20 protein-coding genes are annotated in these 24,688 nt (G+C 52.0%); 13 read left to right on the forward strand and 7 right to left on the reverse strand.

Annotated elements, in window-relative coordinates:
• Positions 1 to 348 precede the first annotated feature (348 nt).
• A complete protein-coding gene (cutA, locus tag H6F91_RS24630; RefSeq protein WP_190770117.1) occupies positions 349 to 672 on the forward strand; it encodes a divalent-cation tolerance protein CutA in 324 nt (107 codons plus the stop codon).
• Positions 673 to 788: 116 nt separating this feature from the next.
• Here cutA and mtnA read toward each other — a convergent pair whose 3' ends face one another.
• Together mtnA and dxs are read right to left on the reverse strand one after the other, a co-directional pair.
• Positions 789 to 1,847 carry an S-methyl-5-thioribose-1-phosphate isomerase gene (gene mtnA, locus H6F91_RS24635; protein ID WP_190770116.1) on the reverse strand — a complete coding sequence of 353 codons (1,059 nt, stop codon included), beginning with the start codon at positions 1,845 to 1,847 and terminating at the stop codon, positions 789 to 791.
• Between the two features lie 403 nt (positions 1,848 to 2,250).
• Positions 2,251 to 4,167, reverse strand: coding sequence for a 1-deoxy-D-xylulose-5-phosphate synthase (gene dxs, locus H6F91_RS24640; protein ID WP_190770115.1), 1,917 nt, complete (start codon positions 4,165 to 4,167; stop codon positions 2,251 to 2,253).
• A 780-nt stretch (positions 4,168 to 4,947) separates the two neighbouring features.
• Between dxs and H6F91_RS28055 the strand changes: the two genes are divergently transcribed.
• From H6F91_RS28055 to H6F91_RS24650, 3 genes are all read left to right on the forward strand, one after another.
• Entirely contained in the window at positions 4,948 to 5,100 is a 153-nt protein-coding gene (locus tag H6F91_RS28055) for a hypothetical protein (protein WP_242035961.1), read from the forward strand.
• The gene (locus H6F91_RS24645; protein ID WP_242035962.1) at positions 5,087 to 6,391 is read left to right on the forward strand and encodes a type IV pilus twitching motility protein PilT; all 1,305 of its coding nucleotides are present in this window, start codon (positions 5,087 to 5,089) and stop codon (positions 6,389 to 6,391) included. The genes H6F91_RS28055 and H6F91_RS24645 overlap by 14 nt, the downstream gene beginning before the upstream one ends.
• Positions 6,392 to 6,634: 243 nt before the next feature.
• On the forward strand, positions 6,635 to 7,381 hold the full coding sequence (locus H6F91_RS24650; RefSeq protein ID WP_190770113.1) for a circadian clock KaiB family protein: 747 nt from the start codon (positions 6,635 to 6,637) through the stop codon (positions 7,379 to 7,381).
• Positions 7,382 to 7,467: 86 nt separating this feature from the next.
• Here the strand turns inward: H6F91_RS24650 and H6F91_RS24655 are convergent, their stop codons facing one another.
• A complete protein-coding gene (locus H6F91_RS24655; RefSeq protein WP_190770112.1) occupies positions 7,468 to 7,692 on the reverse strand; it encodes a hypothetical protein in 225 nt (74 codons plus the stop codon).
• A gap of 408 nt (positions 7,693 to 8,100) precedes the next feature.
• Here H6F91_RS24655 and H6F91_RS24665 point away from each other — a divergent pair, with 408 nt between their 5' ends.
• Together H6F91_RS24665 and H6F91_RS24670 are read left to right on the forward strand one after the other, a co-directional pair.
• Entirely contained in the window at positions 8,101 to 9,270 is a 1,170-nt protein-coding gene (locus tag H6F91_RS24665; RefSeq protein ID WP_190770110.1) for a DNA double-strand break repair nuclease NurA, read from the forward strand.
• 261 nt (positions 9,271 to 9,531) lie between these two features.
• Positions 9,532 to 11,322, forward strand: a complete 1,791-nt coding sequence (locus tag H6F91_RS24670) for a ShlB/FhaC/HecB family hemolysin secretion/activation protein (protein ID WP_190770109.1) — start codon at positions 9,532 to 9,534, stop codon at positions 11,320 to 11,322.
• A 250-nt stretch (positions 11,323 to 11,572) separates the two neighbouring features.
• On the opposite strand, the gene H6F91_RS24675 is transcribed toward H6F91_RS24670, so the two are convergent.
• A complete protein-coding gene (locus H6F91_RS24675) occupies positions 11,573 to 14,185 on the reverse strand; it encodes a PAS domain-containing hybrid sensor histidine kinase/response regulator (RefSeq protein WP_190770108.1) in 2,613 nt (870 codons plus the stop codon).
• Between the two features lie 690 nt (positions 14,186 to 14,875).
• On the opposite strand from H6F91_RS24675, the gene H6F91_RS24680 reads away from it, so the two are divergent.
• A complete protein-coding gene (locus tag H6F91_RS24680; protein WP_190770107.1) occupies positions 14,876 to 16,054 on the forward strand; it encodes an esterase-like activity of phytase family protein in 1,179 nt (392 codons plus the stop codon).
• Between the two features lie 169 nt (positions 16,055 to 16,223).
• On the opposite strand, the gene H6F91_RS24685 is transcribed toward H6F91_RS24680, so the two are convergent.
• Positions 16,224 to 16,865 carry an alpha/beta fold hydrolase gene (locus H6F91_RS24685; RefSeq protein WP_199308037.1) on the reverse strand — a complete coding sequence of 214 codons (642 nt, stop codon included), beginning with the start codon at positions 16,863 to 16,865 and terminating at the stop codon, positions 16,224 to 16,226.
• A 566-nt stretch (positions 16,866 to 17,431) separates the two neighbouring features.
• Between H6F91_RS24685 and H6F91_RS24690 the strand changes: the two genes are divergently transcribed.
• The 6 genes from H6F91_RS24690 (at position 17,432) to H6F91_RS24715 (ending at position 23,279) form a co-directional block, all read left to right on the forward strand.
• The gene (locus tag H6F91_RS24690; protein ID WP_190770119.1) at positions 17,432 to 18,070 is read left to right on the forward strand and encodes a viroplasmin family protein; all 639 of its coding nucleotides are present in this window, start codon (positions 17,432 to 17,434) and stop codon (positions 18,068 to 18,070) included.
• Between the two features lie 539 nt (positions 18,071 to 18,609).
• Positions 18,610 to 19,569, forward strand: coding sequence for a fatty acid desaturase (locus H6F91_RS24695; RefSeq protein WP_190770106.1), 960 nt, complete (start codon positions 18,610 to 18,612; stop codon positions 19,567 to 19,569).
• Positions 19,566 to 20,576 carry an alpha/beta fold hydrolase gene (locus H6F91_RS24700; protein ID WP_190770105.1) on the forward strand — a complete coding sequence of 337 codons (1,011 nt, stop codon included), beginning with the start codon at positions 19,566 to 19,568 and terminating at the stop codon, positions 20,574 to 20,576. Before H6F91_RS24695 ends, H6F91_RS24700 begins: the two co-directional genes overlap by 4 nt.
• A 187-nt stretch (positions 20,577 to 20,763) precedes the next feature.
• Complete coding sequence (glnT, locus tag H6F91_RS24705) at positions 20,764 to 22,074, forward strand: type III glutamate--ammonia ligase (RefSeq protein WP_190770104.1); 1,311 nt, start codon at positions 20,764 to 20,766, stop codon at positions 22,072 to 22,074.
• A 180-nt stretch (positions 22,075 to 22,254) separates the two neighbouring features.
• On the forward strand, positions 22,255 to 22,854 hold the full coding sequence (locus H6F91_RS24710) for a hypothetical protein (RefSeq protein WP_190789527.1): 600 nt from the start codon (positions 22,255 to 22,257) through the stop codon (positions 22,852 to 22,854).
• Positions 22,855 to 22,859: 5 nt separating this feature from the next.
• Positions 22,860 to 23,279: a hypothetical protein gene (locus H6F91_RS24715; RefSeq protein WP_190770102.1), complete on the forward strand. Its 420-nt coding sequence runs from the start codon at positions 22,860 to 22,862 to the stop codon at positions 23,277 to 23,279.
• A 113-nt stretch (positions 23,280 to 23,392) separates the two neighbouring features.
• Here the strand turns inward: H6F91_RS24715 and frr are convergent, their stop codons facing one another.
• Both frr and pyrH read right to left on the reverse strand, forming a co-directional pair.
• Positions 23,393 to 23,941, reverse strand: coding sequence for a ribosome recycling factor (gene frr, locus H6F91_RS24720; RefSeq protein ID WP_190770101.1), 549 nt, complete (start codon positions 23,939 to 23,941; stop codon positions 23,393 to 23,395).
• Positions 23,928 to 24,656, reverse strand: coding sequence for a UMP kinase (gene pyrH / locus H6F91_RS24725; RefSeq protein ID WP_190770100.1), 729 nt, complete (start codon positions 24,654 to 24,656; stop codon positions 23,928 to 23,930). The genes frr and pyrH overlap by 14 nt, the downstream gene beginning before the upstream one ends.
• Positions 24,657 to 24,688 lie beyond the last annotated feature (32 nt).

Genomic DNA, 24,688 nt, shown 5'->3' on the forward strand with positions numbered 1-24,688 from the left:
CTCTAACTGCTCCAGGCTCTCCGTCACCGTGACTTGAAAAGGACGTCCTGTCATCGCCCATCACCTCAAAGAGGACTCTTCTAGTTTGGCGCAGCTTCATATTTGTTTGGTATTACCTATGACGAGGGTCATTCTTCTGTGCGCTTCGCACACGCCCAATCAAAGGCGCGGGAAAAATGGCGAGCCTTGTTGCTTCAACAGGACTTACGCAAGTCCGCTATCCGTAGTGTATTTGTGTTGTGGGTGCGAAGCACCCACAACACAAATACGTAAGTCCTGTTCAAACAACACGGTTCTTGAGATACCCTGTTTGGGGCTCCTTAACTGACCTATTTCTAGGGATGCTGTATGGATGAAGGCCGCTATGGGCTTGTGTTAGTTACGGCTGGGACAGAGGCAGAGGCTCGGGCGATCGCCCAAGCTCTTGTTTCGGAAAGATTGGCGGCCTGTGTCAACCTGTTTCCAGTGCAATCGACCTACCGCTGGCAGGGCGAAGTCCAGCAGGATGCCGAGTGGCAACTCTTTATCAAAACCGACTTACAGCGTTTTGCTGAACTGGAAGCCCGCATTTGTGCCCTACACTCCTATGAAGTACCAGAGATCATTGCCTTACCCATTCAGGCTGGCTCTGCACTTTATATGGCCTGGTTAGCGGAACAGACCACAATGTAAACGAACGGAATATTCAAACATAGTTTTCGCTGGCTATCAGAAGTTTTCCATTTAGAGCATTTAGGGTGTGTGGGGTGCGAAGCACCCCACACACCCTAAATGCGTAAGCCCTGAATTTATACGATCTGCTTAGAATGCAGCTTGATCAGGTCAGCTGGAGCGATCGCCCCGTGCTCCGTAATCAAAGCCGTAATCAAATTAGCCGGAGTGACATCAAACGCGGGATTGTAGAAAGACACGCCATCAGGACAAATAACCGTATCGCCAATCTTGAAAACCTCCTGCGGATCCCGTTCCTCAATGGGAATTTGGGAACCGTCAGATAGGTTAAAGTCCACCGTTGATAAAGGAGCGGCTACAAAAAACGGGATGCTATGAGCTTTGGCAACCAATGCAACGCTATAGGTGCCAATTTTATTGGCAGTATCTCCATTGGCGGCAATGCGATCGGCCCCAACCACGACAGCATCAATCATCCCCCGCTGCATGCAGTGGGCTGCCATGTTGTCCGTAATCAACGTGATCGGGATGCCCTCTTCCACGCATTCCCAGGCCGTTAGTTTAGCGCCCTGCAAACGAGGACGGGTTTCATCGGCATAAAGGCGTTCCAGTCGATCCGCACGCCAGGCTGAACGTACGACGCCTAGAGCTGTCCCATAGCCAGCCGTAGCCAGGGCTCCAGCATTGCAGTGGGTCAACAACCTCAGCTTGTCTGGAGTCTGGGGTAAGGCTGCTAAACCGTGGTCACCAATTTGATGACAGGTTTGCAAATCCTCGCTTTGAATCTTCTGTGCAGTTTCTAGCAGAGTTTGTCGTAAATGCTCGACAGGGCCGATGGTCTGACGGGCCACCTTCACCATGCGTTCGATCGCCCAAAACAAATTGACGGCGGTAGGGCGAGTGTCACGGATTTTCAGGGCGACAGTTTCCAGCTGGTGTAGAAACTCATCCCGGTTGGTGGTTTTAATTTCCCGGGCTCCCAGCACCATGCCGTAAGCTGCTGCTACACCAATAGCGGGGGCACCTCGGACGATCATTTCTTTAATGGCGATCGCCAAATCATCGCTACGACTAATGCGTACTAAATCATATTCCTTAGGCAGGCTTCTCTGGTCGATCAGTACCAGGTGATCATCCTGCCAAACCACGGGATAAACGGAGTTTAACGATTCCATAAAACGACCAGCCAGCAGTAGATAGCAACAAACGTAACCACCGATTGAGGAATCATAATAGGGTCAGGTCCAGTGTATTGTGCTGCACCAGCCTTATGATGATTCCTCAATCGGTGAATAAAAAAAAGACATAGCTTACCCGTGCCCACTATAGACCGTTCACGCGGCATAAGGATAGCGATTGTCAGGGAAACGTCACGACCCAGTCTCATAGCACTACGCGGAACCAGGAAGATTATTTTTGACAAGCCACACGGAGTGTGGCTTGTCAAAAACGATGTAGTCCTCGCTAGATTGTGTAAGGCTATGCAACGTTTTGCTGGGCTCAGTTTCTCAAAAAAATATGGAGGAGCCAAAGACCCCTCCATAAATTCTATAAATTTAACGGTGATGAGCTAATGAGCTAGGCTTGCTCCACCAGGCTCTCCGTGAGCCGGGGTTGCATCTGCTTGAGAATGCGATCGGCAATCTGAGGCCCGGTTAAACCAAGGCTCTGCAACGACTCATCGGGAGTGGCATGATCCACCAGGATATCGGGTACCCCAATCCGAGTGACAGGAACAGCGATATTTGCATCCAACAGTGCTTCCGCAACCGCTGAGCCAAAACCACCCATAATGCAGCCTTCTTCCACCGTAACGACGCGGCCAATTTGCTTCGCCAGGGGTAGAATGAGCTCGGTATCCAGGGGTTTCACAAAGCGGGCATTTACCACAGTTGCTTCAATGCCGTGTTCGCTGAGAATTTCAGCGGCTTGCATGGCTGGGTTCACCATCGTGCCATAGCCCAGCAGCAGCACATCGTCACCATGTCGCAACAGCTCAGCTTTTCCGATGGGTAAAGGCTCCCAGCCCTCTTCCATCAAAGGTACACCGTAGCCGCTGCCACGGGGGTAACGCATGGCAATAGGGCCGTCCGTGTAGGTTACCCCAGTAACCAACATCCGCTGCAGCTCAGCTTCATCCTTGGGAGCCATAACAGCCATGTTGGGGATGCAGCGCAGATAGGCAATGTCGTAAAGCCCCTGGTGCGTAGGACCATCTGCACCAACAACCCCAGCCCGGTCTAAACAGAAGAACACGGGCAGGTTTTGGATGCAGACGTCATGCACGATCTGATCAAAAGCTCGCTGCAAGAAGGTGGAATAGATGGCGACAACAGGACGGATGCCTTCGCAAGCTAAGCCAGCTGCCAGGGTCACAGCGTGCTGCTCGGCAATACCCACATCAATGTACTGATTCGGCAGCTTTTGGTGCAGTTTATCCAGCCCGGTGCCCGTTGCCATAGCGGCCGTGATACCCACAATTTTGGGGTTATTTTCTGCCAGGCGAGTCAGGGTGTGGCCGAAGACTTTGGCGTAGCTGGGTGGGGTGGGTTTATTGGAAGGTTTTGCTTTTCCGGTAGCCAGATCGAAAGGATTTTGGGCGTGGTAGCCGACTTGATCTTTCTCGGCGATCGCATATCCCTTACCCTTGGTCGTCGCTACATGCACCAGCACTGGGCCCTGGATTGTGTGAGCCTGCTTAAAGGTGGTGATCAGCTCCTCCAGGTTGTGACCATCGACCGGGCCCATGTAAGTGAAGCCCAGTTCTTCAAACACAGCCCCAACTTTGGGAACAGCCAGACGCTTCATCCCTTCCTTGACGCGGGCCAACTCCGGTGAGAGAGATTCGCCCAGGAAAGGCAGGTGCTTGAATTCTTCTTCCAGCCGATCCGTGAGGAACTGCATCGGCGGGCTGAGGCGCATCTTGTTGAGGTAGCGCGGAATCGCTCCCACGTTGGGAGAAATGGACATCTCGTTGTCGTTTAGCACCACCAGCAGATTGGTGTGGGGTAAGTGGCCGGCATGGTTAATGGCTTCTAGTGCCATCCCACCCGTAAGCGCACCATCACCAATCACGGCGGCGACTTTGAAGTTTTCGCCTTTCAAGTCCCGAGCCACTGCCATACCGAGGGCCGCAGAGATGCTGGTAGAAGCGTGGCCTGCACCAAAGTGATCAAAGTCGCTTTCGCAGCGCTTGAGGTATCCGGCAACCCCATTCCTCTGCCGTAGTGTGTGGAAGCGGTCATAACGGCCTGTAATCAATTTGTGGGGATAGGCCTGGTGTCCGACGTCCCAGATTACTTTGTCATGATCCAGATCAAGGGTTTGATACAGTGCCAGGGTCAACTCAACAACCCCCAGACCCGGTCCCAGGTGACCGCCCGAGGTAGCTACCGTCTCCAGATGCTTTTCACGAATCTGGCGAGCGATCTGTTGCAGTTGATGGATGGAGAGTCCGTGCAGTTGATTGGGATGGGTAATTTCACTCAGGTGCATAACCGAAATACCTTGCAAACCTTGGATTCTACTGAGGGGCTGTTAATGTTTCAATCTAATGCAACTGGGGTTTTAATTAGATTTACTTTTGATTACGTTAAGGGGTGCTTATGTGAAGCATTGTAACAAGGCTAAGCCAGAAATAATGGTCTGACGCCCGGCAGTATGGCAACCCCTATAGCCATGCTGCAAGATTAAAGCCTTGATTTATCGCGAAATTTTGAGAAAACTGGATCCTGATCACTACAGAAAAGCGGTAGTAAGGACTCATTAGCCTCATAACTCTAGTATCACGAAATCTGGCGATCGCACACGCTCTTTCTGTGCCGTTTGCCCAAAGTCACCTCAGGTAACGCCTTCCGTGGTCCTGAGAAATTACATTTCTTTGTATTGCATCCCATACTCCGAAAGCCCTCACAATCGTTAGAACAGAACTCAATGATCGTGCTGCCAGACTTTTGGGGAATTCTTGAAGAGGCATCCATCTGAAAAGCCGTTTCCACTTGTCCATTAATGGAAGCCATTCGATTTTCGAATGGTGAATTCTATAAAATAGCTAAGTCCCTGAACGACCGTCGGGTTTTGCAATAGTTCTGAAGCCGAAAGCGTTTAGGATATCGGAAGGAAGCTGAAGACACTGTTGCAGGAAAAATTCCTCATATTCGCAACACTTCAACAGCATCATCCTTTGATACAACCGTTATAACGGTGGAATAATAGACTTCTATTGTGAAGTTGATGGATGTCGCTCAATCCAAACCCTGCGTAATCAGGTGCTGGATGCCCTGCAATACCTTTTTCTCGTTGCCCACCCACGCCTTTCAAGAAGGGGTTTATGACAGACGCACAACGCCCACCCACACCACCGCCCTCTATGGCTTCTCGGACGCCTCCACCCCCTCCGCCTGGAGCGCGCCCAATGGCGAGTCCTGATCTCGGCCAAACTCAGCAGTTGCCGCCCCAGACCTTTGCCAATGCAGGGGCTGCGGCTCGTCCCAGTGCAGGCCCAGCCACTACCGTTAACGCGGCTCCCCCACCAGGGATGGGCGCAACGATGCCAACAGCACGTCCTGCGGCTCCTCCCAGTGCGCCCCCTCCTCCTATGGGGCACCGTCCTGCGGCTCCTCCTCGAGTCACCAACAACCGGAGTCAGCCGGGTGCTGGGCAACCGACCCTGGCTCAGCTAGTACGAGAGGCTTTTGATAAGGGCTTCTCCGACATCCACGTAGGCGTGTCCGAAGTGCCTCGTTTCCGGAACCGGGGTGAAATCGACGCCACCGATTATCCTCCTACGGATAAGGAAACTTTCATGAGCTGGCTGCAGGAGGTGCTGACCGATGAAGAAATCCAGCGCTTCCAGGAGACCCTCGACTTCGACGGAGCTGCTCAGTACGAGTTCTCTCGGGTTCGTATCAACATCTTTGATACGTTACGAGGGCCTGCCATGGTCATGCGTTTGATTCCTGTCAAGATTCTCAACCTGGATCAATTAGGGGCACCTCCTGTGCTGCGGGATCTGTGCCACTACCACAAGGGCTTGATCCTGGTGACGGGGCCAACGGGTTCCGGTAAATCGACCACTATGGCCGCCATGGTGGACTATATGAACCGGGAAATGCCCAAGCACATCATCACCATCGAAGACCCGATTGAATTTGTGCACACCAGCCGGAAGTCGCTGATTAAACAGCGCGAGGTTGGTCTTAATACCCTCAAGTTTGACAGCGCTCTGAAGGCATCCCTGCGGGAAGACCCTGATGTGATTCTGGTTGGGGAAATGCGGGATAAGGAAACGGTGAATACCGCTCTGAAAGCCGCCCAAACTGGTCACCTTGTGATGGGAACCCTGCACACCAACAGTGCTGTGAAAACCATCGAGCGGATCATCGGTCTGTATGAGCCGGATCAGCAGGAACCCATGCGATTGGCGATCGCAGAATCCCTTGTGGCCGTTGTGGCTCAGGGTCTCTGCCGGACCACCGATGGAAAGCGGGCCGCCTTCCACGAAATCATGGTGAACACGGATGCGATTCGTGACTACATTCGCCGGGGCGACCTGGATGAAGTAGAAGCGCTGATTCCACGATGCGAATTTGACGGCATGTGTACCATGAACCAATCCCTCTACCGCCTCTACGAAGCTGGTCGGATTACGGAGGAGACGGCGCTGGAAATGTCACCGAAACCCAACGAAATGGCTCAAATTCTGCGGGGTCGTGTGTAAGCCAAATTGGATTGGCTCATCAACCTAATAGAAAACCCACCCTTTGGGTGGGTTTTCTATTAGCGAGGGAAGGATGAAACTTTCATAAGAACGGAGATTTCGGGCAAGAGCTAAGGAATCTGAACTTGCGATCGCAAATTTGAACTTTTTGTTCGCCATGCAACAACTCACGCTCTCTGGGGCGGCACTCCATCACAATAGAACAGTATTGAAATCCCACGGTTTTGGGGATGTCTCGCACCTATGGGTTCCGGTTTCTTTTCTGCTCCCAGCCTCCCCGATACCTTCAAAGGGCTAGCCTTGTTCACCCCAGGCGGTGATTTGGTCTATTGCATTGATCCCGATAAAAAGAGCCGCTGGCATCTTCAGTTGTGCGCCCTTCTCCAGGAGATTATGGGACTGGCAGAACCCCCCCATTTTCTGGTGCCCTGCTTCACCGCTACATTGGACCGTTGGCGCGATCCCAAGGATCAGCAGCTTTACCTCCACGCTGAGGCTCATCCTCTCGTGATGCGCTATCAAGTTTTGCTGAATGCGGTGTTCAGCACGGACACCCTCGTATGGCAACCGGCTCCGGTGCTGGAGGGGGTTTGCGATCGCCTGATTCTGGACCGTTACCAACCCCAGTTCCCTCAACTCTGGGAAAACCACGATTTGATCGTGCGGTTTACCGGAGCCGAACCGGGCGAGCCTGAAGACAGACCATTAGAACCGGCACCGGGATATGTGTTACGGCTCTATGTGTCGGGCCACACTCATGCAACGGAAACGATTTTGAAGAATCTGCATGAGCTTTTGGAGCGATCGCTAAATCGCCCTTATACCTTACGAGTCGTCGATATTCATAAGAACCCCGAACAGGCTGAACAGGATAAGGTGACTGCAACGCCCACCCTGGTGAGGGTTTATCCTCGTCCAATACGCCGCTTAGTCGGAGATTTTAAGGACGCCAATCAACTGCTTCAGGTCTTTACCTCTCTGGAGCTGTAGGAAACGTTTTAAGGGTGTTTAGTGCCGCCTAGCGCGCGGCACTAAACACCCTTAATCCAACTCTGAGGCTAGTAGAGATGCACCTGTTATAAGGGCACTAACCGCAGCGATGGGGTAAATCGCCGCGAGGTACCCAGGCTTCGCTGCGATGGTAGCCGCTGAATCAGCGTGGCCAGTTCCTCCAGGCATGGATACGGCCTACTGATGAAGTGTTGATTCTCAACCCAATAAATTCGGCCCCACTCATCATGAACCGCTTTCAAGACACATTCTCGCTCCCATGCCAACTGAAAGATTTCCGGTAGACTCATAGACGGTGGATCGCAAACCAGGGGCGGCCTGATCCTCGCGATTTTTAAGGACGATGAGTACCGTAATTCTTCCCGAAAATTCTAAAAAAACTCGGCTGTACTCCCTCGATTTCCGTGTCCTTGCTTAATCCCTGTTGCAAGCTGTTACAACTATCTAGAGCTTGTTTTAAGGAGGTTTCTGCATAAGAATTTACCCAGAATGTTGGTGCTTTGCCCGCGTCGCGGGCAAAGCACCAACATTCTGGGGGTAATTTCATTACTGGAAATCTCCTAAGTTGTTTTTTTCATGGGTGAAGCGTACGAAAAAACAACCCTTCCAGCAAGTTCTAAGTGTCCTAAAATCCCTGATAGTACGTGTTTATTTCCCCCCACGGCTCTCGTTTTCTCGCTTCTGTATAAGGATCCCCAATGCCCCTCCAGCCTTCTCGCATTCTGGAATTACTGAACGCTAGACGGGACGAGTTTTCCCAATTCAACCAGGTGGCCGTCGGGCAGGTTGACCAATACTTATCCTCCTTAAAAGACTTTGTTTCGCTTTCAGACAAGGAACGGATGGCGCTGTTTCGGCGAGTTGGGGGCCGAGTGGGAGCCTTTCCCCTGGAACCCTTGCAGGAGAAGGATCACGGGATTGTAACATCAGGATTGCAGTGGCAGAACCGGGAGGATAGCCAGGCCTGGGTGCGCGATCGCCTCTCCGGCGTCACAACCTTTGCGGTCGATGGCTCCCAGATTTATCCCGGTAAAGATTTATCCATTCCCATTGCCCTGGTGCAAATCGGCTGGTTTGAGAACCACCACCGGGCCGATGGTGGTTACACCAAAGACGTGCGCGTTGCTGTGTTAACCCCACAGGATTTGCGTACGGAAGCGGGAGATATGGCCGATCGCATGGTGAATATGCATCGCTACCAGATGGAAATTGAACGGCTGGTGGAATACATCGAAGCCCATCCCCACGCTGAGAACTGCCTGCTGTTTCTGGATGGTTCTCTGGTAGCCACCTTTGCTCTGCGCTTCGATGAGGAAGCCAAGAAGGTTTACATCCAATCGTTGCTGAGTTTATTACGGGCCAGCGAGCGCCACCGTGTGCCCCTGGTAGCTTACATTGACACTTCCTACGCGGATGACCTGACGCTGATGCTGCGGCAGCTATATCAGCTACCCGAAGCAACGGTAGTGCATGATGCCCAGCTCATCAATCGGCTCAGAATGCAGTGGGGCGATCGCACACCCCTGTTCCGCTGCGATCGCACCGAAATCCTCAATGCTTACGCCGAGCAGTCTGACCGCATTGGCTTTCTCTATCTCAAAACGACCCGTGACAACTACCCCGTGCGCCTGGAAATGCCGCTCTGGCTATACGAAGACGAGCGCCTGGAGCAGGTTCTGGACTGGGTGCGAGCCGAGGTCATTGTGGGAGGCGGCTACCCCTACGCCATCGAAACGGCCGATCAAACGGCGGTGTTACAGGCGGGCGATCGCCAAGTATTTTACCGCCTGCTACAAGAATGGGCCGATCGCGAAGACCTGAAACTTCGGCTTTCCCGCAAGATGGTGAGTAAAATGCGGCGGCGCTAACGGCCATTCAGGTTGCGGAGTAAGTGTTACTTCCCGCATATCGCCCCATATCGCCCTATGTCATCGGGTTAGGACTGTTTAGCTTTTGAAACCTCCTGCGTGAATTGTTGCGCGGCTTCGCTGCGCAACAATTCACGCCCTCAAAAATCGACGCCTGTAGGAGGTCTGCTCTATCGGGTTAAAAATTCGTTGGAATTCAAGGAAAATTCAGCTTCCCTGCTTATGATGGCGGTGGTGTGATTGGGCGTGATGTGAAAGTTTATGGTGAAACTGTTACGGTTGGCCTCATTGGGGTTGTGGATGGTTACCACTGGCTTGGTTCTTTCTCCTGCATTGGCTTGGGCCGCAGCACAGTCAATTTCCCCCTCCGCTACGGAAGAATCTCCAGTCACGTATCGCCGGGACATGGCTCAGGTCAATCCCCCGCTGCCTACCAACCCGGCTCCCGGTTCCACCCCTGTACCTGAATCATCTGACCCATTTCTGCAACCGGCTCCCCTACCTCTTCCCGTTAGCCCTCCAGAAACTCCCGTACTCGAACCCAGCCCAACGCCAACGCCGGCTCCCTCACCTGTCCCTGCCCCTGACGCTCCAACCGTTTTTGTAAACCAGATCGACGTCCTGGGTAGCTCGGCGTTCTCAGAGGAGCAATTGCAGGAGGTGGTGCAGTCGTTTGAAGGGCGATCGCTCACCCTGGAAGAGCTTCAGGAGGTGGCTGACCGTATTACCCAGCTTTACTTGAATGAAGGCTATCTCACTTCACGAGCCGTGTTGGTGGACCAGGACGTGGTCGATGGGACCGTCCAGGTGCAAGTGATTGAAGGCAGCCTGGAATCGATTGAGATTGAAGGTAACGAGCGCGTTCGGGATAGCTATATTCGTAGCCGAGTCGCTTTGGGGGCGGGTACCCCCTTAAACCAGTTCACCCTGGAGGATCAGCTACGACTGTTACGACTCAACCCGTTATTTGAAAACGTAGAAGCCAGCCTGCGAGCGGGCAGCGGCCTAGGACAAAGCATCCTGACGGTGCGGGTGACGGAGGCCAATCCCTTTTCGGGGAGCGTCAGCCTCGATAACTATTCTCCAGCCAGTGTGGGCTCAGAGCGGATGAACCTGGAACTGGGCTACCGTAACCTGACCGGATTTGGGGATGAGTTATTAGCCGCCTACCGCCGCACCACGACCGGAGGCAGCAGTCTATTTGATTTTAACTACCGGATTCCGGTTAACCCGATGGAGGGAACGATCGCTCTGCGGGCTGCTCCCAGCGATTTTCAAATTACTGACCCTGAATTTGATCAGCTCGACATTAGCGGTAACACGGATTTATACGAAATCAGCTTCCGGCAACCCCTGTGGCGATCGCCCCGCGAAGAATTTGCGCTCTCTCTGGGCTTTAGTTACCGCGATGGGGAGACGTTGTTTGAGAACCTGGTGTTGGATGAAAGCACGACATCGGTCTTTCGGTTTGGGCAAGATTTGGTGCGCCGGGATCCACAGGGGGCATGGGCGTTGCGATCGCAATTCAGCCTGGGCACTGGCTTATTGGATGCCACGACCTCTGGCCGCCCCGATGGAGAGTTTTTTAGCTGGCTGGCCCAAATTCAACGGGTGCAAACCCTGGGTACGAATCATTTGCTGATTTTGCAGGGCGATCTGCAACTCACTCCCGACCCCCTTCTGGCTTCTGAACAACTAGCCTTGGGCGGTGGGCAGTCTCTACGAGGCTTCCGCCAGAATGCCCGTCTGGGAGACAATGGTTTCCGCATCTCAGCGGAAGATCGCATCACTCTGGCCCGTAATGAATCTGGAGCGTCTACCTTTCAGGTCGCTCCCTTTGTAGATTTTGGGGCTGTCTGGAATGACCCAGATAACCCGGTTGAGACGCCTGACCAATCTTTTCTGGCAGGAATTGGGGTCGGCTTACTGTGGCAACCGACTTCCCAATTTCAGATCCGGGTTGATGCGACTGTTCCCCTCGTTGACTTAGCTGACCGAGGCGAAAACGCCCAGGATGAGGGCATTTATTTCAACGTAAATTATTCTTTTTAGTCTGCAAGAACATATTGCATGACGCTCTAAGAACCAGGATGATTATTTTTAAGAAGCTAGGCTCCGCCTAGCTTCTTAAAAATAATTTGTATTGATAGATTGCAATGCTATAGCGGGTGAACAATGCTGAACAAGATCAGGACTGACGCAAGTTCGCTATCCGTAGCGCATTTGTGTTGTAGGTGGGGTGCTTCGCACCCCACCTACAACACAAATGCGTAAGTCCTGAAGATGCCGAAGCTCTGGTATTCTAGCCGGGAATGTGTTGGCTGAGTTGTTGTTGAAGCTGGCGCAGAGCTTGGCAGGTACGGCTATACTCCGAGAGCAGGTAAGACACTTTTTGGCTGAGAGACGCCTCAGAGAGCGAGCTGGCTTCCTCCTCCAGGTCTCTACATAGCCTGGAAAAGGTCATGGCTCCGACAATGGCACTGCTGGATTTGAGGGTATGAACGGCTCGAATGAGAGTTTTGCGCTCTTTTTCCTCACGGTCCAAGTGAAGCATTTCTACTTGAGCTGGGGTTTCTCGAAGGTAGCAGTCAATCAACTCCAGTAGAATGGCATCGGCCTCCTCCCCCACATCATCTCGGAATGCATCTAGCGCATCCGAGTCAATGGCGTTTTCCATGATAGCTTCTGGCTCCATTGAGCACACATGAGGTTGACATTGACTGAGGGCGTTGGCGAGATGTTCCAACCGAATGGGCTTGCTCAGGTAATCATCCATCCCAGCCTGTAGGCATTCGTCGCGATCGCCCCGCATTGCGTTAGCCGTCACTGCGATCAGCCGAGGTCGACACTGCGGCCACATCCGATGAATTTCTCGAGTTGCCGTAATGCCGTCCATCTCAGGCATTTGTACATCCATCAGAATGACATCGTAAGTGCTTCGCTGCAATGCTTCCAGCACTTGTACTCCATTGGATACGATGTCAGCTTCATACCCCAACCGTTGTAGCAACTTGAAAATAACCTTCTGGTTGACGAGGTTATCCTCGGCCACCAAGATTTGGAGGGGGATAGACTCCGCCAATAGGGTTGGGTCAGTCGGTGGGGGAGGAGCCATTGTTGTTGACCCAAAGAGATTTGCTAACAAGCTGTAGAATTGCGATCGCCTCACAGGCTGATTCAAATGCCCGGCCCACGGAAAGTCTCCCCCAGGGCGACCTATTAGGGGAACCCCAATGGGGGACAGCAACACCGCTGGAATAGGGGATGGCGCTTCCTGAAACTCTGCTGCACTCAGTAACACCTCTAACCCTGGCAGTTGGGAATCAACCAGAATGGCATCAAACCCCAACCCATCGCGCAATTGCTGTAGCGCTTCTGCTCCCGAATTGACCATACAAGCGGCGATTTGCCAGCGCTGAGCTTGTAAAAATAGATGATGCTGGTTGACCCGATTCGCATCGGCTACTAACAAGCGGCGGCCTGTCAAAGCTGGATCTGCATCACGGGGAGAGACGGTTTTGGCCGCGATCGCCTCTACCACGACACAAAAGTAAAAGGTTGAACCAATATTCGCTTCACTTTCGACCCAGACGCGCCCGCCCATCATTTCACTGAGCCGCTGGCTGATTACCAGGCCCAGACCCGTTCCCCCATAGTTGCGGGTAATGGACGAGTCGACCTGGCAGAAAGGTTGAAATAAGCGATTCAAGCGATCCGAGGGGATGCCAATACCGGTATCCTTCACGGCAAAGCGAATGGCATACCGAGGGAGCCGGGTGCCGGATAGTTCACGGGCATCCACGCGCACCGTTACACTTCCTGCTTGGGTAAACTTCACCGCATTGCTGAGCAAATTGACCAATACCTGACGCACTCGAGTTTCATCGCCCACCACCTGGGCCGGTACTTCAGGATTGATCACAAAAGCCAGGCTTAAGCCTTTTTCCGCAGCTTTGGGTGCCAGTAGTTCGATACCCGCCTCAACACACTCCTGCAGGTCAAACAGCGTTTGTTCTAACTCCAGCTTGCCCGCTTCGATTTTAGAAAAATCCAATACATCGTTAATGATGGTCAGCAGAGTCTCCCCACTGGAGCAGATGGTTTCAACAAAATCACGTTGTTGAGGACTCAAAGGGGTCGCCAATAATAGCTCTGCCATGCCGATCACCGCATTCATTGGGGTACGGATCTCGTGGCTCATGGTGGCCAGAAAATGGCTCTTAGCCTGGTTGGCTTCCTCTGCTTCTTGCTTGGCTTGCTCTAGAGCGATGCTGGCCCGTTTGCGTTCAGTAATGTCAATGGCTGTGCCTAGCAGCCGATAGGGTTCGCCATCCGGGGTGCCATCGAAAATTATTTCTCGTACCCGGAGCCAGCGCCACTCACCATTGCTGTGTTGCGTGCGAAATTCCATTTCCAGGGGTTCGCCGTCTTGCATCTGGGCGATCGCCTGCTTCCGTTGCTCCAGGGTGTCATGATCCTCGGGATGAATCAGCTCGATCAGCTCAGATTGTTGCATTTCCTGAATGCGATGAGCGGGATAACCCAGAATATCCGTAACCTGGCGATTCACGAAAATAACCCGCCCCTCAAGCAAGTCAATCAGGTAAAGCAGGTTAGGAGTGGTTTCTAAAATTCGTTGAATGAAGCGTTGATTCTCCTGGTGGGTAGCGTCTGCCTGGCGCCATTCTCGCAGGGCCCGTTCCCGCTCAATAATTTCTCGCTGTAACTGCTCCCGCTCAAGTAGTAAGTCTTTAACCCGTTCAGTGACCCGCCGTTCGACCTCCTCTTCCAACGCCGTTTGGAACTGAGCATCTTGCGCGAATGTTGATAGAAATGAAGAGCTTTGCCCAGGACGCTTTCCCGACGGTACTAAACCGCCTTCAGAGGAATAAGTCAGGGGATGCGTTTCGCTCATGGGACAGTCAAGCTCGGGGTTAGTCAGATGGCAATCACATCACGGATGTGGACAAAGCAGGGCGTTGATTCTGCTGCTAGAGTTCCACAAAACAAGCTGAAATCATCAACGAGGCATCAGCTAGCCCGACTCACTATCGGTAAAACCTTAGTGGAATGGCATTCTGAGTTTCTATTACAGCGCTTTGCGCTTGAATTAGCTACGGTTGTTTTTGTAAGAGCCGCGCGGAGCGCGGCTCTTACAAAAACAACCAGATTTTAAGCGCTTGAAAAGCGCTGTAGGTGGTAGCAACAATTGAAACATTCTGATCAACTAACCCAACATCATACGGTTGTGATGGCTGGGCAATGATGCCAGTCAAACTTTGTTAACCTGCGTGTGGGTTAAGGGCATCTTCGAGTGTCGGTTGTTGCGAGGCATTCGAAAACGCTCATTTCCGTGGTCGCTGAGCGATCGCAAAACGGTCACTCCAGCCTATCCTGAACTGAGGTTTGTTAGGCTCAATTGGGCTGAGAACGAGAATGCTTTTTAGTAAACGGACATAAGGGTTAAGTACGGAATGATTTTGAATGGGAAACCCCAGGTTTGCTATTCAAAACCATGCCTGAGATCTGTGATGCCAGAATTGCGATAGGGTTGCTCTAGGTTGTTAAAACCATAAGCTACTTTTGCTTTTCGTGGTCGTAGGTTATGAACGTACTACCGATAGTCAAACGTCCCTGGTGGGGACGGGCGATCGCCCTCCTCGCCCTATTTCTGACCCTAACGGGGTGTACCCTGCCGCGAGTCAGCGCTGAAGAACGATTGTTTTTGCCTTTAGCGGTGGAACTTTTAGATACCTATGAAATTCCCAAAAGCTCCTTTGAGGGAGTGCCGGTGGGTGGGCTGTCAGCGATCGCCTACGAGCGGGTGAGCGATCGCTTTCTGGTGCTAAGCGATGATCGCAGCAGTGAAGCTCCAGCCCGGTTCTATACCATGGCAATGGAATTAGACCGTACGGAGCCTGCTCACCCAACCATTAGCGGTATAACCGTTGAGCGAGCGACGCCGCTACATAACCAGGATGGGACGACCTTCGCCGCCGGAAGCATTGACCCAGAGGGATTGGCTCTGTCTCCCCGGCAAACGGTCTTTATCTCCAGCGAAGGGGATACTAGTCAGGGTATTCCACCGTTTATTCAGGAGTTTGATCGGGAAACGGGGGAGTGGCGATCGTCTTTGCCACTGCCTCAACGCTACCTCCCAAAGCTCGATGAAGAGGCCCCATCGGGGGTGCGCAATAACCTGGGATTTGAAGCACTGGCGTTGGACCCAGGGGGCACAACGATAAGCAATGGTTATGGAGAGCCCTTCCGAATTTTTGCAGCGGTTGAAGGAGCTCTGGCTCAGGACCAACCCACCGTACCAGAGGCACCCGAACCCTTGCGGCTGTTGCATTATCTGGTAAGTGAAAATGTTCCGGCTTTACTGGCTGAGCATCTTTACTATCTCGAACCCACACCAGCGGGAGTGCTTTACAACGGGTTGACGGAATTACTGGTGCTGGGGCAGGGCGGTCACTTTCTGAGCCTGGAACGGACGTTTGGGGCGAATGGGGCAGGGGCTAAGCTATTTCAGTTAGCCGTCGCCAACGCCACGGATACTTCCAGTATTAGGGTGTTTGAGGGGGACTTGAGTCTAATTCAACCGATTCACAAGCAATTGCTTTTAGACCTCAACACGTTAGGATTTCCACTGGACAACCTGGAAGCCATGACCCTTGGGCCACGGTTGCCGGATGGTAGCCAGAGTTTGATTTTGCTGAGCGACGATAACTTTAGCGATCGCCAAACCAATCAGGTTCTCCTCTTCCGCATCACGGGTCTTTAAGGTTTTTAGCTTGGAGATACGAAATGGGGTGGGATATCGTTTCTCATCCCATTTTAGGAGATTTCCAACAATGAAATTACCCCCAGGATGTTGGTGCTTTGCCCGCTTCGCGGGCAAAGCACCAACATCCTGGGTAGATTCTTATGCAGAAACCTCCTCATGTCTTTAGCTATGGGTTTTGGCTTGCATGTGAGTTTGGGACATCAATAGTGTTTACAAAGCTCTCAATGGCTTTTAGATAAGACTGATGTCCTGGCTCATAAATTCTGACATGATCGCCCCCTTCGATTAAAAATAGTTGCTTAGAACCTGGAGCCGCTTCATATAAACGCTGACTCATTTCAGGTGGCACAACAGAATCACGGGTTCCATGCAGAAATAAAACTGGAATTTTTAGTTCTTGAATTTTAGCAAGGGAGTTGAATTGCTCTGTCAGAATCAGGCTGATGGGAAATAGCTGAAGCAATTTTCTATGCTGAATCGCTTCTCTCATGGAAGTGAAGGAGCTTTGCATAATCAACCCGCTGGCATCAGGGTGTTTTGTAGCCAGATTGAGGGCGATCGCTCCACCCAATGATTCTCCATAAATCACAATCTGATCAGCAGGAATATGCCGTTGGTAACGAAGATAGTTCCATGCGGCTTCTCCATCCTGATAAAGCTGGGCTTCATAGGGAAAACCTCCATCACTACGACCGTAACCCCGGTAGTCGAAGACCAGCACTGAAAATCCCAGTTGCCGAAATGCTGCGACTCTTGCCAGATAGTTGTAGTCGCCGATATTGCGCCCGACCCCGCAGAAATACAACATGGTTTTAGGCGAGGTTAGAACATTGAGAGGCTCATTGGATACAAACTGAAATGGTTTTTCAGGAGATGGAGCCGGAACCCACCAACCCTGTAATTTTTCTCCTGATTCTGGAATGGATGTCTAGACATCTTCATAGGGGAGATTGAAAGCCGAAGCATTAGGTTGCATCGACAAATCAGGTTTAGGGCGGTAGATAAAATAGCGTTGCTGAATAGCAATAAAAAAACAAATTGAGGTATAAGTGAATGCGATCGCGCTCACGGCTGTCAGCCACAATTTCCATTGATACAGCCTTTGCCAATTAGAAATAGGTATAGGGTTTTTCATTTAAAGAATTTAGTGTGCTCAGTACTCGCTGTAGTTTGTTTAAATTTGCAGGTTCACGGCTATAGAATATTGCACTTAAAAAAGTTGCCTGAGAGAGAATTGGGATTAGATACAATCAGGTTTGAACAAATTCCATACAACCTGAGGCATGATTTTATATTCTTAGGTTTGCAACACTTGGTTGTGCGCTGGTGTCTCCCAGTGTTGGTTTTCCGGTCCAATTCGTTTATCACTGCTATATGCCGCCGCAGAAGTATTATGCCGTTATGAAAGGCCGCAAGCTCGGGATCTTTACCACCTGGGCTCAATGTCAGGCTCAGGTGAAAGGATTTCGGGGAGCCGTTTTTAAGTCCTATCCAACCCGGGCTGAAGCAGAGGCGGCAATCAAGGCATTTGATGCGGGGGAAGCTCCCTCGATTTTTGCAGCGGCCTCGCGATCGGCTTCTAAAGCTTCCTCAGCAGGGCCTTCTGAGATTATTCAGGAGAGTATTTGTGTGGATGCGGCCTGCTCAGGCAATCCTGGCAATGTGGAGTATCAGGGTGTCTGGACAGCCACTAAGGAGCCAATTTTCCACAAAGGGCCGTTAGCGCAAGGCACCAATAATTTGGGGGAATTTTTGGCGATCGTCCACGGGCTTTCCTATCTGCAGAACCAGGGATTGACCATTCCGATTTACACCGACTCTGCAACGGCGATTCTGTGGGTTAAGAAGCGAGAGGTGCGCACAACGCTCGCTCGTACCTCTCGCAACCAGGAAATCTTTGACCTGGTCGATCGCGCCTTAGCCTGGTTACAGGTCAACGACTATCCCAACCGTATCCTCAAATGGGAGACGTCGCAGTGGGGGGAGATTCCAGCAGATTTTGGCCGTAAGTGAACCGTATGTAATGCGACGTGTAGTTGAAAACCTAAAACCCTCAATTTTCTGTGAACGGGCATGTAGTGTGCATTCACAGAAAATTGAGGGTTCTATTGTTTCTAGGCAAAGGTGCACATTGTGTTGTATGGGGATGAATGTGGGACAGATCCTCACATTCATCCCGCATGCCTCACTCAATTTGTATTACGTTTTTGCTTGGAAATCTTTCAAGGTTTAAAGCCCCTGTGTTAGAAGTGTTTCGTAGGTTTCCACCACAAGGGCTTGAAACTTTCGGAGTATGACTGATTCGGCTTGTTTCGGGGCGTAAAACTGCCTGTTTTTTGCCCCAAAATAACCTGAATCTACAACAGCAGTTTTCGTAGTGTGGAGTACAACGGGGCGATCGCATCTCCGTCAGGATCGAGTTGTCGAGGTTGGCTTACACCGGGCTTGAAATCTGGCTCTTAGAGTTATGGATGAGCCCGCTGTACGGCAGTTTGGAGTCCTTCCGTCTCAATTTTTCGTACTTCATCATCTGAATTTTTTGGAGCATTCGAGTGTTAAGTAATGCGGTGAATCAATTGGAATTGGTGGAAGCATCAACTGCTTTCAATCCACGTCAAATTCTGGCGACCGATGCGCTGAGTAGGCTAAACGAACGGTCAGATTGGAAGGGCTGGGTTCAACTGCTTGGGCACCTGGCCGTGATGGGAATCAGTGGCTATTTGTGGGCCAGCCAATGGGGAAATTGGCTGGTGGCACTACCCGCACTTGTGGTTTATGGTTTTACCTTTGCGTCTATGTTCGCAGCGTTGCATGAGTGCGCCCATCGAACGGCCTTTGTGAACCTGCAAGTGAATGATGCCGTGTGTTGGCTGGCAGGGTTGTTTTCCTTGTACAACGGTACGTTTTACCGGCGTTACCACAAGTGGCATCACCGCTTTACTCAAATCCCCGGAAAAGACCCTGAACTGGGCGATCCCAAACCGACGAACTGGCGGGAATATCTGTTGGAGCTGAGCGGTATTCCCTGGTGGGTTGGCAAAGTGCGTACCCACGTGAAAGTGGCTCGGGGGCATGTACAGGATTACCCATTCCTATCAGAAGGCTCTTATGACGAGGTGGTTCGCTCAACCCGTCTGCAACTGTTGGTGTATGGGGGGGCGATCGCCCTTTCTGTTGCTTTGGGTCATCCCTGGGCTTTCTTCCTCTATTGGGTGCTTCCTTTAGCGGTTGGGCAACCCATCCTACGTGCCATTTTGATGTCTGAGCACATGGGCTGTACTCACGATGACAATCCCCTCACGAATACCCGCACGACCCTGACCCTATTCCCCGTGCGCTTTTTGATGTGGAATATGCCCTACCACGCAGAGCACCACCTATATCCGTCAATTCCATTCCATGCGTTGGCCCAGGCCCATGAGCAACTGAGGCCATACTTCGCGCATGTTGAGCCAGGGTATGTTACGGTACACCGAAACCTGGTTACGAAGTTTGATCAGACAGCAGCATGAGTGACGCGTCGAAATCCTTGACCCTGAAAAACTTCGAGCTGCAATGCGGAGCCGTGCTGCCTGAAGCCTCAGTGGTCTATCAGACCTATGGAGAGTTGGCGGGCGATCGCTCCAATGTCATCCTCTATCCCACCTCTTACGGCGCACAGCATCCCGATATTGACTGGCTAATCCGCCCGGATGGCATTCTTGACCCCAAACGCTGGTTCATCATTATTGTCAATATGTTTGGCAATGGGTTGTCCAGTTCCCCCAGCAACTGTGTAGAATGTCGCCTGAGCGAGCAGGGTTTCTGGTTTACCCATTGGGATAATGTGCGAGCCCAGGATCAGGTCTTGGAGACTTTTGGGATCAAGCGGCTAGCTCTGGTTTATGGCTGGTCGATGGGAGCACAGCAAGCCTACCATTGGGGAGCTTTGCATCCTGAGCGGGTAGAACGTATCGTTGCCCTTTGCGGCACGGCTCGTACAACCGATCACAATAAAATCTTTTTGCAGAGCCTGCGAGCTGCCCTGACGGCAGACCCGGCCTGGAATGGGGAACGTTTTGAAGCCGTACCCGATCGCGGCTATCGCGCGTTTGCCCACATTTATGCCAGCTGGGCCGCCTCCCAAGCTTTTTATCGAGAAGGCTGGCATCGGCGGCTAGGCTATGACTCCGTAGAAGATTACATCGATCGCGCCTGGGAGCCGGGTTATCGCAAACGTGACCCCCATAATCTACTAGCCATGATTGATACCTGGCTACGTTGTGATGTGGGCCATAATCCTGTCTATCAGGGCGACTATGAGCGCGCCTTAGCCTCCATTCAGGCTCGTACCCTGGTCATGCCGGGAACGACGGATCTTTACTTCACCCCCGAAGATTGTCAGATTGAAGCCTCTAAAATCCCAGGGGCTAAGTATCACCCCATTCCCTCCATCTGGGGCCATCGCGCGGGAAATCCTTACCAGAACCCAGAGGACGAAGCCTTTATTCGTGCTGCTGTTCAGGAGTGGTTGGGCTAGAGGCGGGCGATCGCCCTCTCAATCCTATTATCTGCTAGACACCGGGTGTTTCTAAAACACCCGGTGTCTGTCTTTTTCCTAGAAAATCCAACGGTCCTGGTAAGTGTACAGCATGGACACTTTTGAAAAGGCGAGCGTCTGACAATAGCCATGATCCCTACGACGTCCGGCTGGCTGACGAACCGCTATGACCACCTCCCTCTCTGCCATTGCACGCGATCGCAACATTCGCTACTTCCTCATCTCGTTTACCGATCTGTTTGGGGTACAGCGGGCTAAGTTAGTGCCTGCTGAAAGCATTGACACCATGGCCAGTAGCGGAGCAGGCTTTGCCGGGTTTGCAGCCTGGTTGGATATGACCCCGGCGGATCCCGATATCCTGGCGATTCCCGATCCTGAGCGGCTCTATCAGTTGCCCTGGCAACCGGAAATTGGTTGGATGCCTGCGGATCTCTACGGCGTGGACGGCCAGCCTATTGAGCAGACTCCCCGGTTGGTGCTGAAGCGTGTCTTGCAGCAAGCGGCAGAGATGGGCTTTCGGATTCGAACTGGGGTAGAGTGCGAGTATTTTCTGCTGGATGGCACCGAGCATCAGATCTCTGACCTGCGCGATCGCCAGAGCAAACCCTGCTATGACCAACAATCTCTCATGCGTCGCTATGATGTTATCCGCGAGATTTGTGATGGGATGCTGGGGCTGGGTTGGGGCGCTTACCAGAATGACCACGAGGATGCCAACGGTCAGTTTGAGATGAACTGGACCTATGCCGATGCTTTAGTAACAGCAGATCGACAGGCTTTCTTTAAGTACATGGTGAAGGCGATCGCTGAAAAACACGGTCTGCGAGCTACCTTCATGCCGAAACCTTTTGTTCATCTCACAGGGAATGGTTGCCACACCCACATTTCTGCCTGGGATCTGGAGGGTAAGGAGAACCTGTTCTTTGATCCGCAGGGGGAACTGGGACTTTCGAGTTTGGCCTATCAATTTATTGGGGGTGTGTTGCACTCAGCGGAGGCGTTGTGTGCGATCGCGGCTCCCTCAGTGAACTCCTACAAGCGCATCAACGCTCCAGTGACGCTCTCTGGAGCGACGTGGTCGCCCAATACCATTAGCTACAGCGGCAACAACCGCACCCATACCATTCGAATTCCGGATGCTGGGCGCTTTGAACTGAGGCTGCCAGATGGTGCAGCGAACCCCTATCTCCTTCCCGCTGCGCTGATTGCGGCTGGGCTGGATGGCATTCGTAACAAGCGCGATCCGGGCCCTCGAATGGATAACAACACCTATACAGAACCCTCTCCTGCGGGGACGGTGCGATCGCTCCCCAGTAGCCTTCCCGAAGCCCTACATTTCCTCCAATCCAACGAAGTGCTTCCTGCCGCAATGGGAGATTCCTTTACATCTGCCTATCTCAAACTGAAGCGGCAAATGTGGAATGAATATAGCGCTCACATTTCCACCTGGGAGTTGGAGAACACGCTGGATTGTTAGCTTGATCTGGTGTGTGCTTGAATTTGTGTGCCAAATGCACACCAGATTCAAGTTTATTGAATTCGACAACTTGCCATGAACCTTTCATCAAGCTTCCTGAAAAAATATGTTTTTTGATTCGCAGGGCAAGTCTCTGTGACAGGATGGTTCTAGCGTTGAGTCTACATCGCCGGAAAAGGTATGCCAGAATCTTCAACCGATCGCTTTCGTTCCGCCACAGAATTTCCTAAAACGGTTCAAAACCTCGATATAGAGCAGGCTGATGCTGTGTATCGTGAGATGCGAGATTGCTTAATTTTCACGAACCGTAGCCGCGCCCAGCTGATTCGCCGCAACGAGGAACACAAGACAAAGACAAGCTTGCTGAAGGAGGACGTGCAACGCCTCCACGGCATGATTCAAAAGCTAGCTGGAGAGAAACAGCAAATCGTCGAGAGCAATGAAGAAACCATTCGTGCCCTTGAAATAGAAATGCAAAACATGATGTCTCATCTCGATGAGCTATTTATTGCCTTCGAGGGCGTGGCAGATGCTGAAGCGTCTCGCAGCCCTTTAAGCCTGGTTGCTTCTCCCGGTCGCTTCTTCCGATTCTTAAATGCGGTCAGAGCGATTGTGATGTGGTGGCGTGATGAGCGCTCCGAAAGTAGCCCATCCCTTCCGGTTGCGTCTCAAACCACTGCTTTGCCGGGTGATACGGTCAATGGAGAGGAGGATCGACGCGATCGCCCCCAAATGTATCAAGACCAGGCCTCCATCAATCGCTCCTTACTGGATCGCTAACGATTATGGGTAAGCAACGAGTCACCCAGTTGTTGGCACAACTGCGGGAGAACCAGGCCAAGGATCTGGAGAACGCTGCAAACATCTACACAGTAGCCCAGGTTGCCGTGAATGCCTTGGATGCGGCAGAAGGCCAATCGACTGAACCATCCCAGCAGAAAGCGTTACCCGAAGTACCTCTTCCAGCCATTCCCACTATTACAAAGGCTGCATTACTGGAGCAGTACGGCTCATTTAACGGTTGCCGTCTAGCTGCCAAAAAACTTGGCATTCGCTTTAGCAAAACCCCCTCCTGGGCCAAAATGGAAGCGGCATTTAGCTACCGGGAAGCCTGCCAGCAATTAATTCAGCAGTATCTAAAGAAAAATCCTAACGAACACTTACAGGGGGTCGCGTTGGAAGTGTCGCTGGACTTGCCTGAATAAGGTAAGGCGATCGCAGATTCTCAATTTCGCAGAAAATGCGCGACACTCGTGCCGCGCATTTTCCATGGAACGGGTTGCTTTCTATGAACGCAACCTGTGGCGAATACGATTGCTTAAACCGTCATGATGTCAGCTTCTTTGTCTTTAAGAAGCGCATCAATTTTGCCAACAAACTTGTCAGTCATCTTTTGGATGCTGTCCTGTAAATCTCGCGCTTCGTCTTCGGAGATTTCGCTGGCCTTTTCTTGCTTGCGGACACTGTCAACGGCGTCGCGGCGGACGTTGCGAATGGCGACTTTGCCTTCTTCAGCGTACTTGGCGGCAATTTTGGTCAGTTCCTTACGGCGTTCGGTGGTCAACGGTGGGATGTTGAGCCGAATGTTGGTGCCATCATTGTTGGGTGTCAGACCAATATCCGAAAGGGAAATGGCCTTTTCGATGCTGCTCATGGAGCTGCGATCGTAGGGCTGGATCAGGATAGTGCTGGAGTCCGGCACGCTGATATTAGCCAGGGATTTGAGAGGGGTTTCGGAACCATAGTAGTCGATGGTGATCCGATCCAATAGAGCCGGATTCGCCCGCCCCGTACGGATAGTATTAAAAGACCGTTGAGTGGCTTCAATGGTCTTTTGCATGTGGTCTTCGAACTCAGCTAACTTCACAAGAGCCTCCAACTAACGTTCCTAGCGGCTCCCCTAAGAGGGCGCGATGGATGTTCCCCTGCACAGACAGGTCAAATACCATGATAGGTATATTGTTATCTTTGCACAGGGCGATCGCAGTTCCATCCATCACCTTCAGGTCTTTTTCAAGAACGTGGCTGTAGGTTAGGGTTTGATAACGTTTGGCATTGGGGTTCTTTTTCGGATCTGAGTCGTATACCCCATCCACCTTGGTCGCTTTGAAAACAACCTCAGCGTTGATTTCGGCGGCTCGCAGCGCAGCAGTGGTATCAGTTGTGAAGAAGGGATTGCCCGACCCCGCTCCAAAAATTACCACGCGGCCTTTTTCGAGATGCCGAATGGCTCGGCGGCGAATGTAAGGCTCGGCCACTTCTTGCATTTCGATAGCAGTCTGAACGCGGGTGGGGACGCCTTTTCGTTCCAGAGCATCCTGTAGGGTCATGGCATTCATGACAGTGGCAATCATACCGATGTAGTCGGCGGTAGCTCGCTCCATCCCGGCAGCGGCTCCTTTCATCCCGCGAAAGATATTTCCACCGCCTACGACCACGGCGATTTCAACTCCTGATGTCACGGCTTCGCTAATTTCCTCGGCAATGTTATCAACAATAGTCGGGTCAATTCCATAAGCCATGTCACCCATAAGGGCTTCACCGCTCAGCTTGAGTAGAACCCGCTGATATTTCTTCTCCATGGCGACAACCGCGTTTCCTTTAACATGAATTT

Source organism: Leptolyngbya sp. FACHB-8 (genome assembly GCF_014695575.1).
GTDB lineage: Bacteria > Cyanobacteriota > Cyanobacteriia > Elainellales > Elainellaceae > Vacuolonema.

Excerpts from the sequence above, each read along its gene's own strand:
- cutA (WP_190770117.1), top strand. The coding sequence starts at position 349 with ATGGATGAAGGCCGCTATGGGCTTGTGTTAGTTACGGCTGGGACAGAG.
- H6F91_RS24690 (WP_190770119.1), top strand. The coding sequence starts at position 17,432 with ATGCCGCCGCAGAAGTATTATGCCGTTATGAAAGGCCGCAAGCTCGGG.
- dxs (WP_190770115.1), bottom strand. The coding sequence starts at position 4,167 with ATGCACCTGAGTGAAATTACCCATCCCAATCAACTGCACGGACTCTCC.
- H6F91_RS24675 (WP_190770108.1), bottom strand. The coding sequence starts at position 14,185 with ATGAGCGAAACGCATCCCCTGACTTATTCCTCTGAAGGCGGTTTAGTA.
- H6F91_RS24650 (WP_190770113.1), top strand. The coding sequence starts at position 6,635 with ATGGGTTCCGGTTTCTTTTCTGCTCCCAGCCTCCCCGATACCTTCAAA.
- H6F91_RS24655 (WP_190770112.1), bottom strand. The coding sequence starts at position 7,692 with ATGAGTCTACCGGAAATCTTTCAGTTGGCATGGGAGCGAGAATGTGTC.
- H6F91_RS24665 (WP_190770110.1), top strand. The coding sequence starts at position 8,101 with ATGCCCCTCCAGCCTTCTCGCATTCTGGAATTACTGAACGCTAGACGG.
- pyrH (WP_190770100.1), bottom strand. The coding sequence starts at position 24,656 with ATGGAGAAGAAATATCAGCGGGTTCTACTCAAGCTGAGCGGTGAAGCC.
- H6F91_RS24645 (WP_242035962.1), top strand. The coding sequence starts at position 5,087 with ATGGCGAGTCCTGATCTCGGCCAAACTCAGCAGTTGCCGCCCCAGACC.
- H6F91_RS24700 (WP_190770105.1), top strand. The coding sequence starts at position 19,566 with ATGAGTGACGCGTCGAAATCCTTGACCCTGAAAAACTTCGAGCTGCAA.
- H6F91_RS24710 (WP_190789527.1), top strand. The coding sequence starts at position 22,255 with ATGCCAGAATCTTCAACCGATCGCTTTCGTTCCGCCACAGAATTTCCT.
- H6F91_RS24670 (WP_190770109.1), top strand. The coding sequence starts at position 9,532 with ATGGTGAAACTGTTACGGTTGGCCTCATTGGGGTTGTGGATGGTTACC.
- H6F91_RS24685 (WP_199308037.1), bottom strand. The coding sequence starts at position 16,865 with ATGTTGTATTTCTGCGGGGTCGGGCGCAATATCGGCGACTACAACTAT.
- H6F91_RS24715 (WP_190770102.1), top strand. The coding sequence starts at position 22,860 with ATGGGTAAGCAACGAGTCACCCAGTTGTTGGCACAACTGCGGGAGAAC.
- glnT (WP_190770104.1), top strand. The coding sequence starts at position 20,764 with ATGACCACCTCCCTCTCTGCCATTGCACGCGATCGCAACATTCGCTAC.
- H6F91_RS24680 (WP_190770107.1), top strand. The coding sequence starts at position 14,876 with ATGAACGTACTACCGATAGTCAAACGTCCCTGGTGGGGACGGGCGATC.
- mtnA (WP_190770116.1), bottom strand. The coding sequence starts at position 1,847 with ATGGAATCGTTAAACTCCGTTTATCCCGTGGTTTGGCAGGATGATCAC.
- H6F91_RS28055 (WP_242035961.1), top strand. The coding sequence starts at position 4,948 with ATGCCCTGCAATACCTTTTTCTCGTTGCCCACCCACGCCTTTCAAGAA.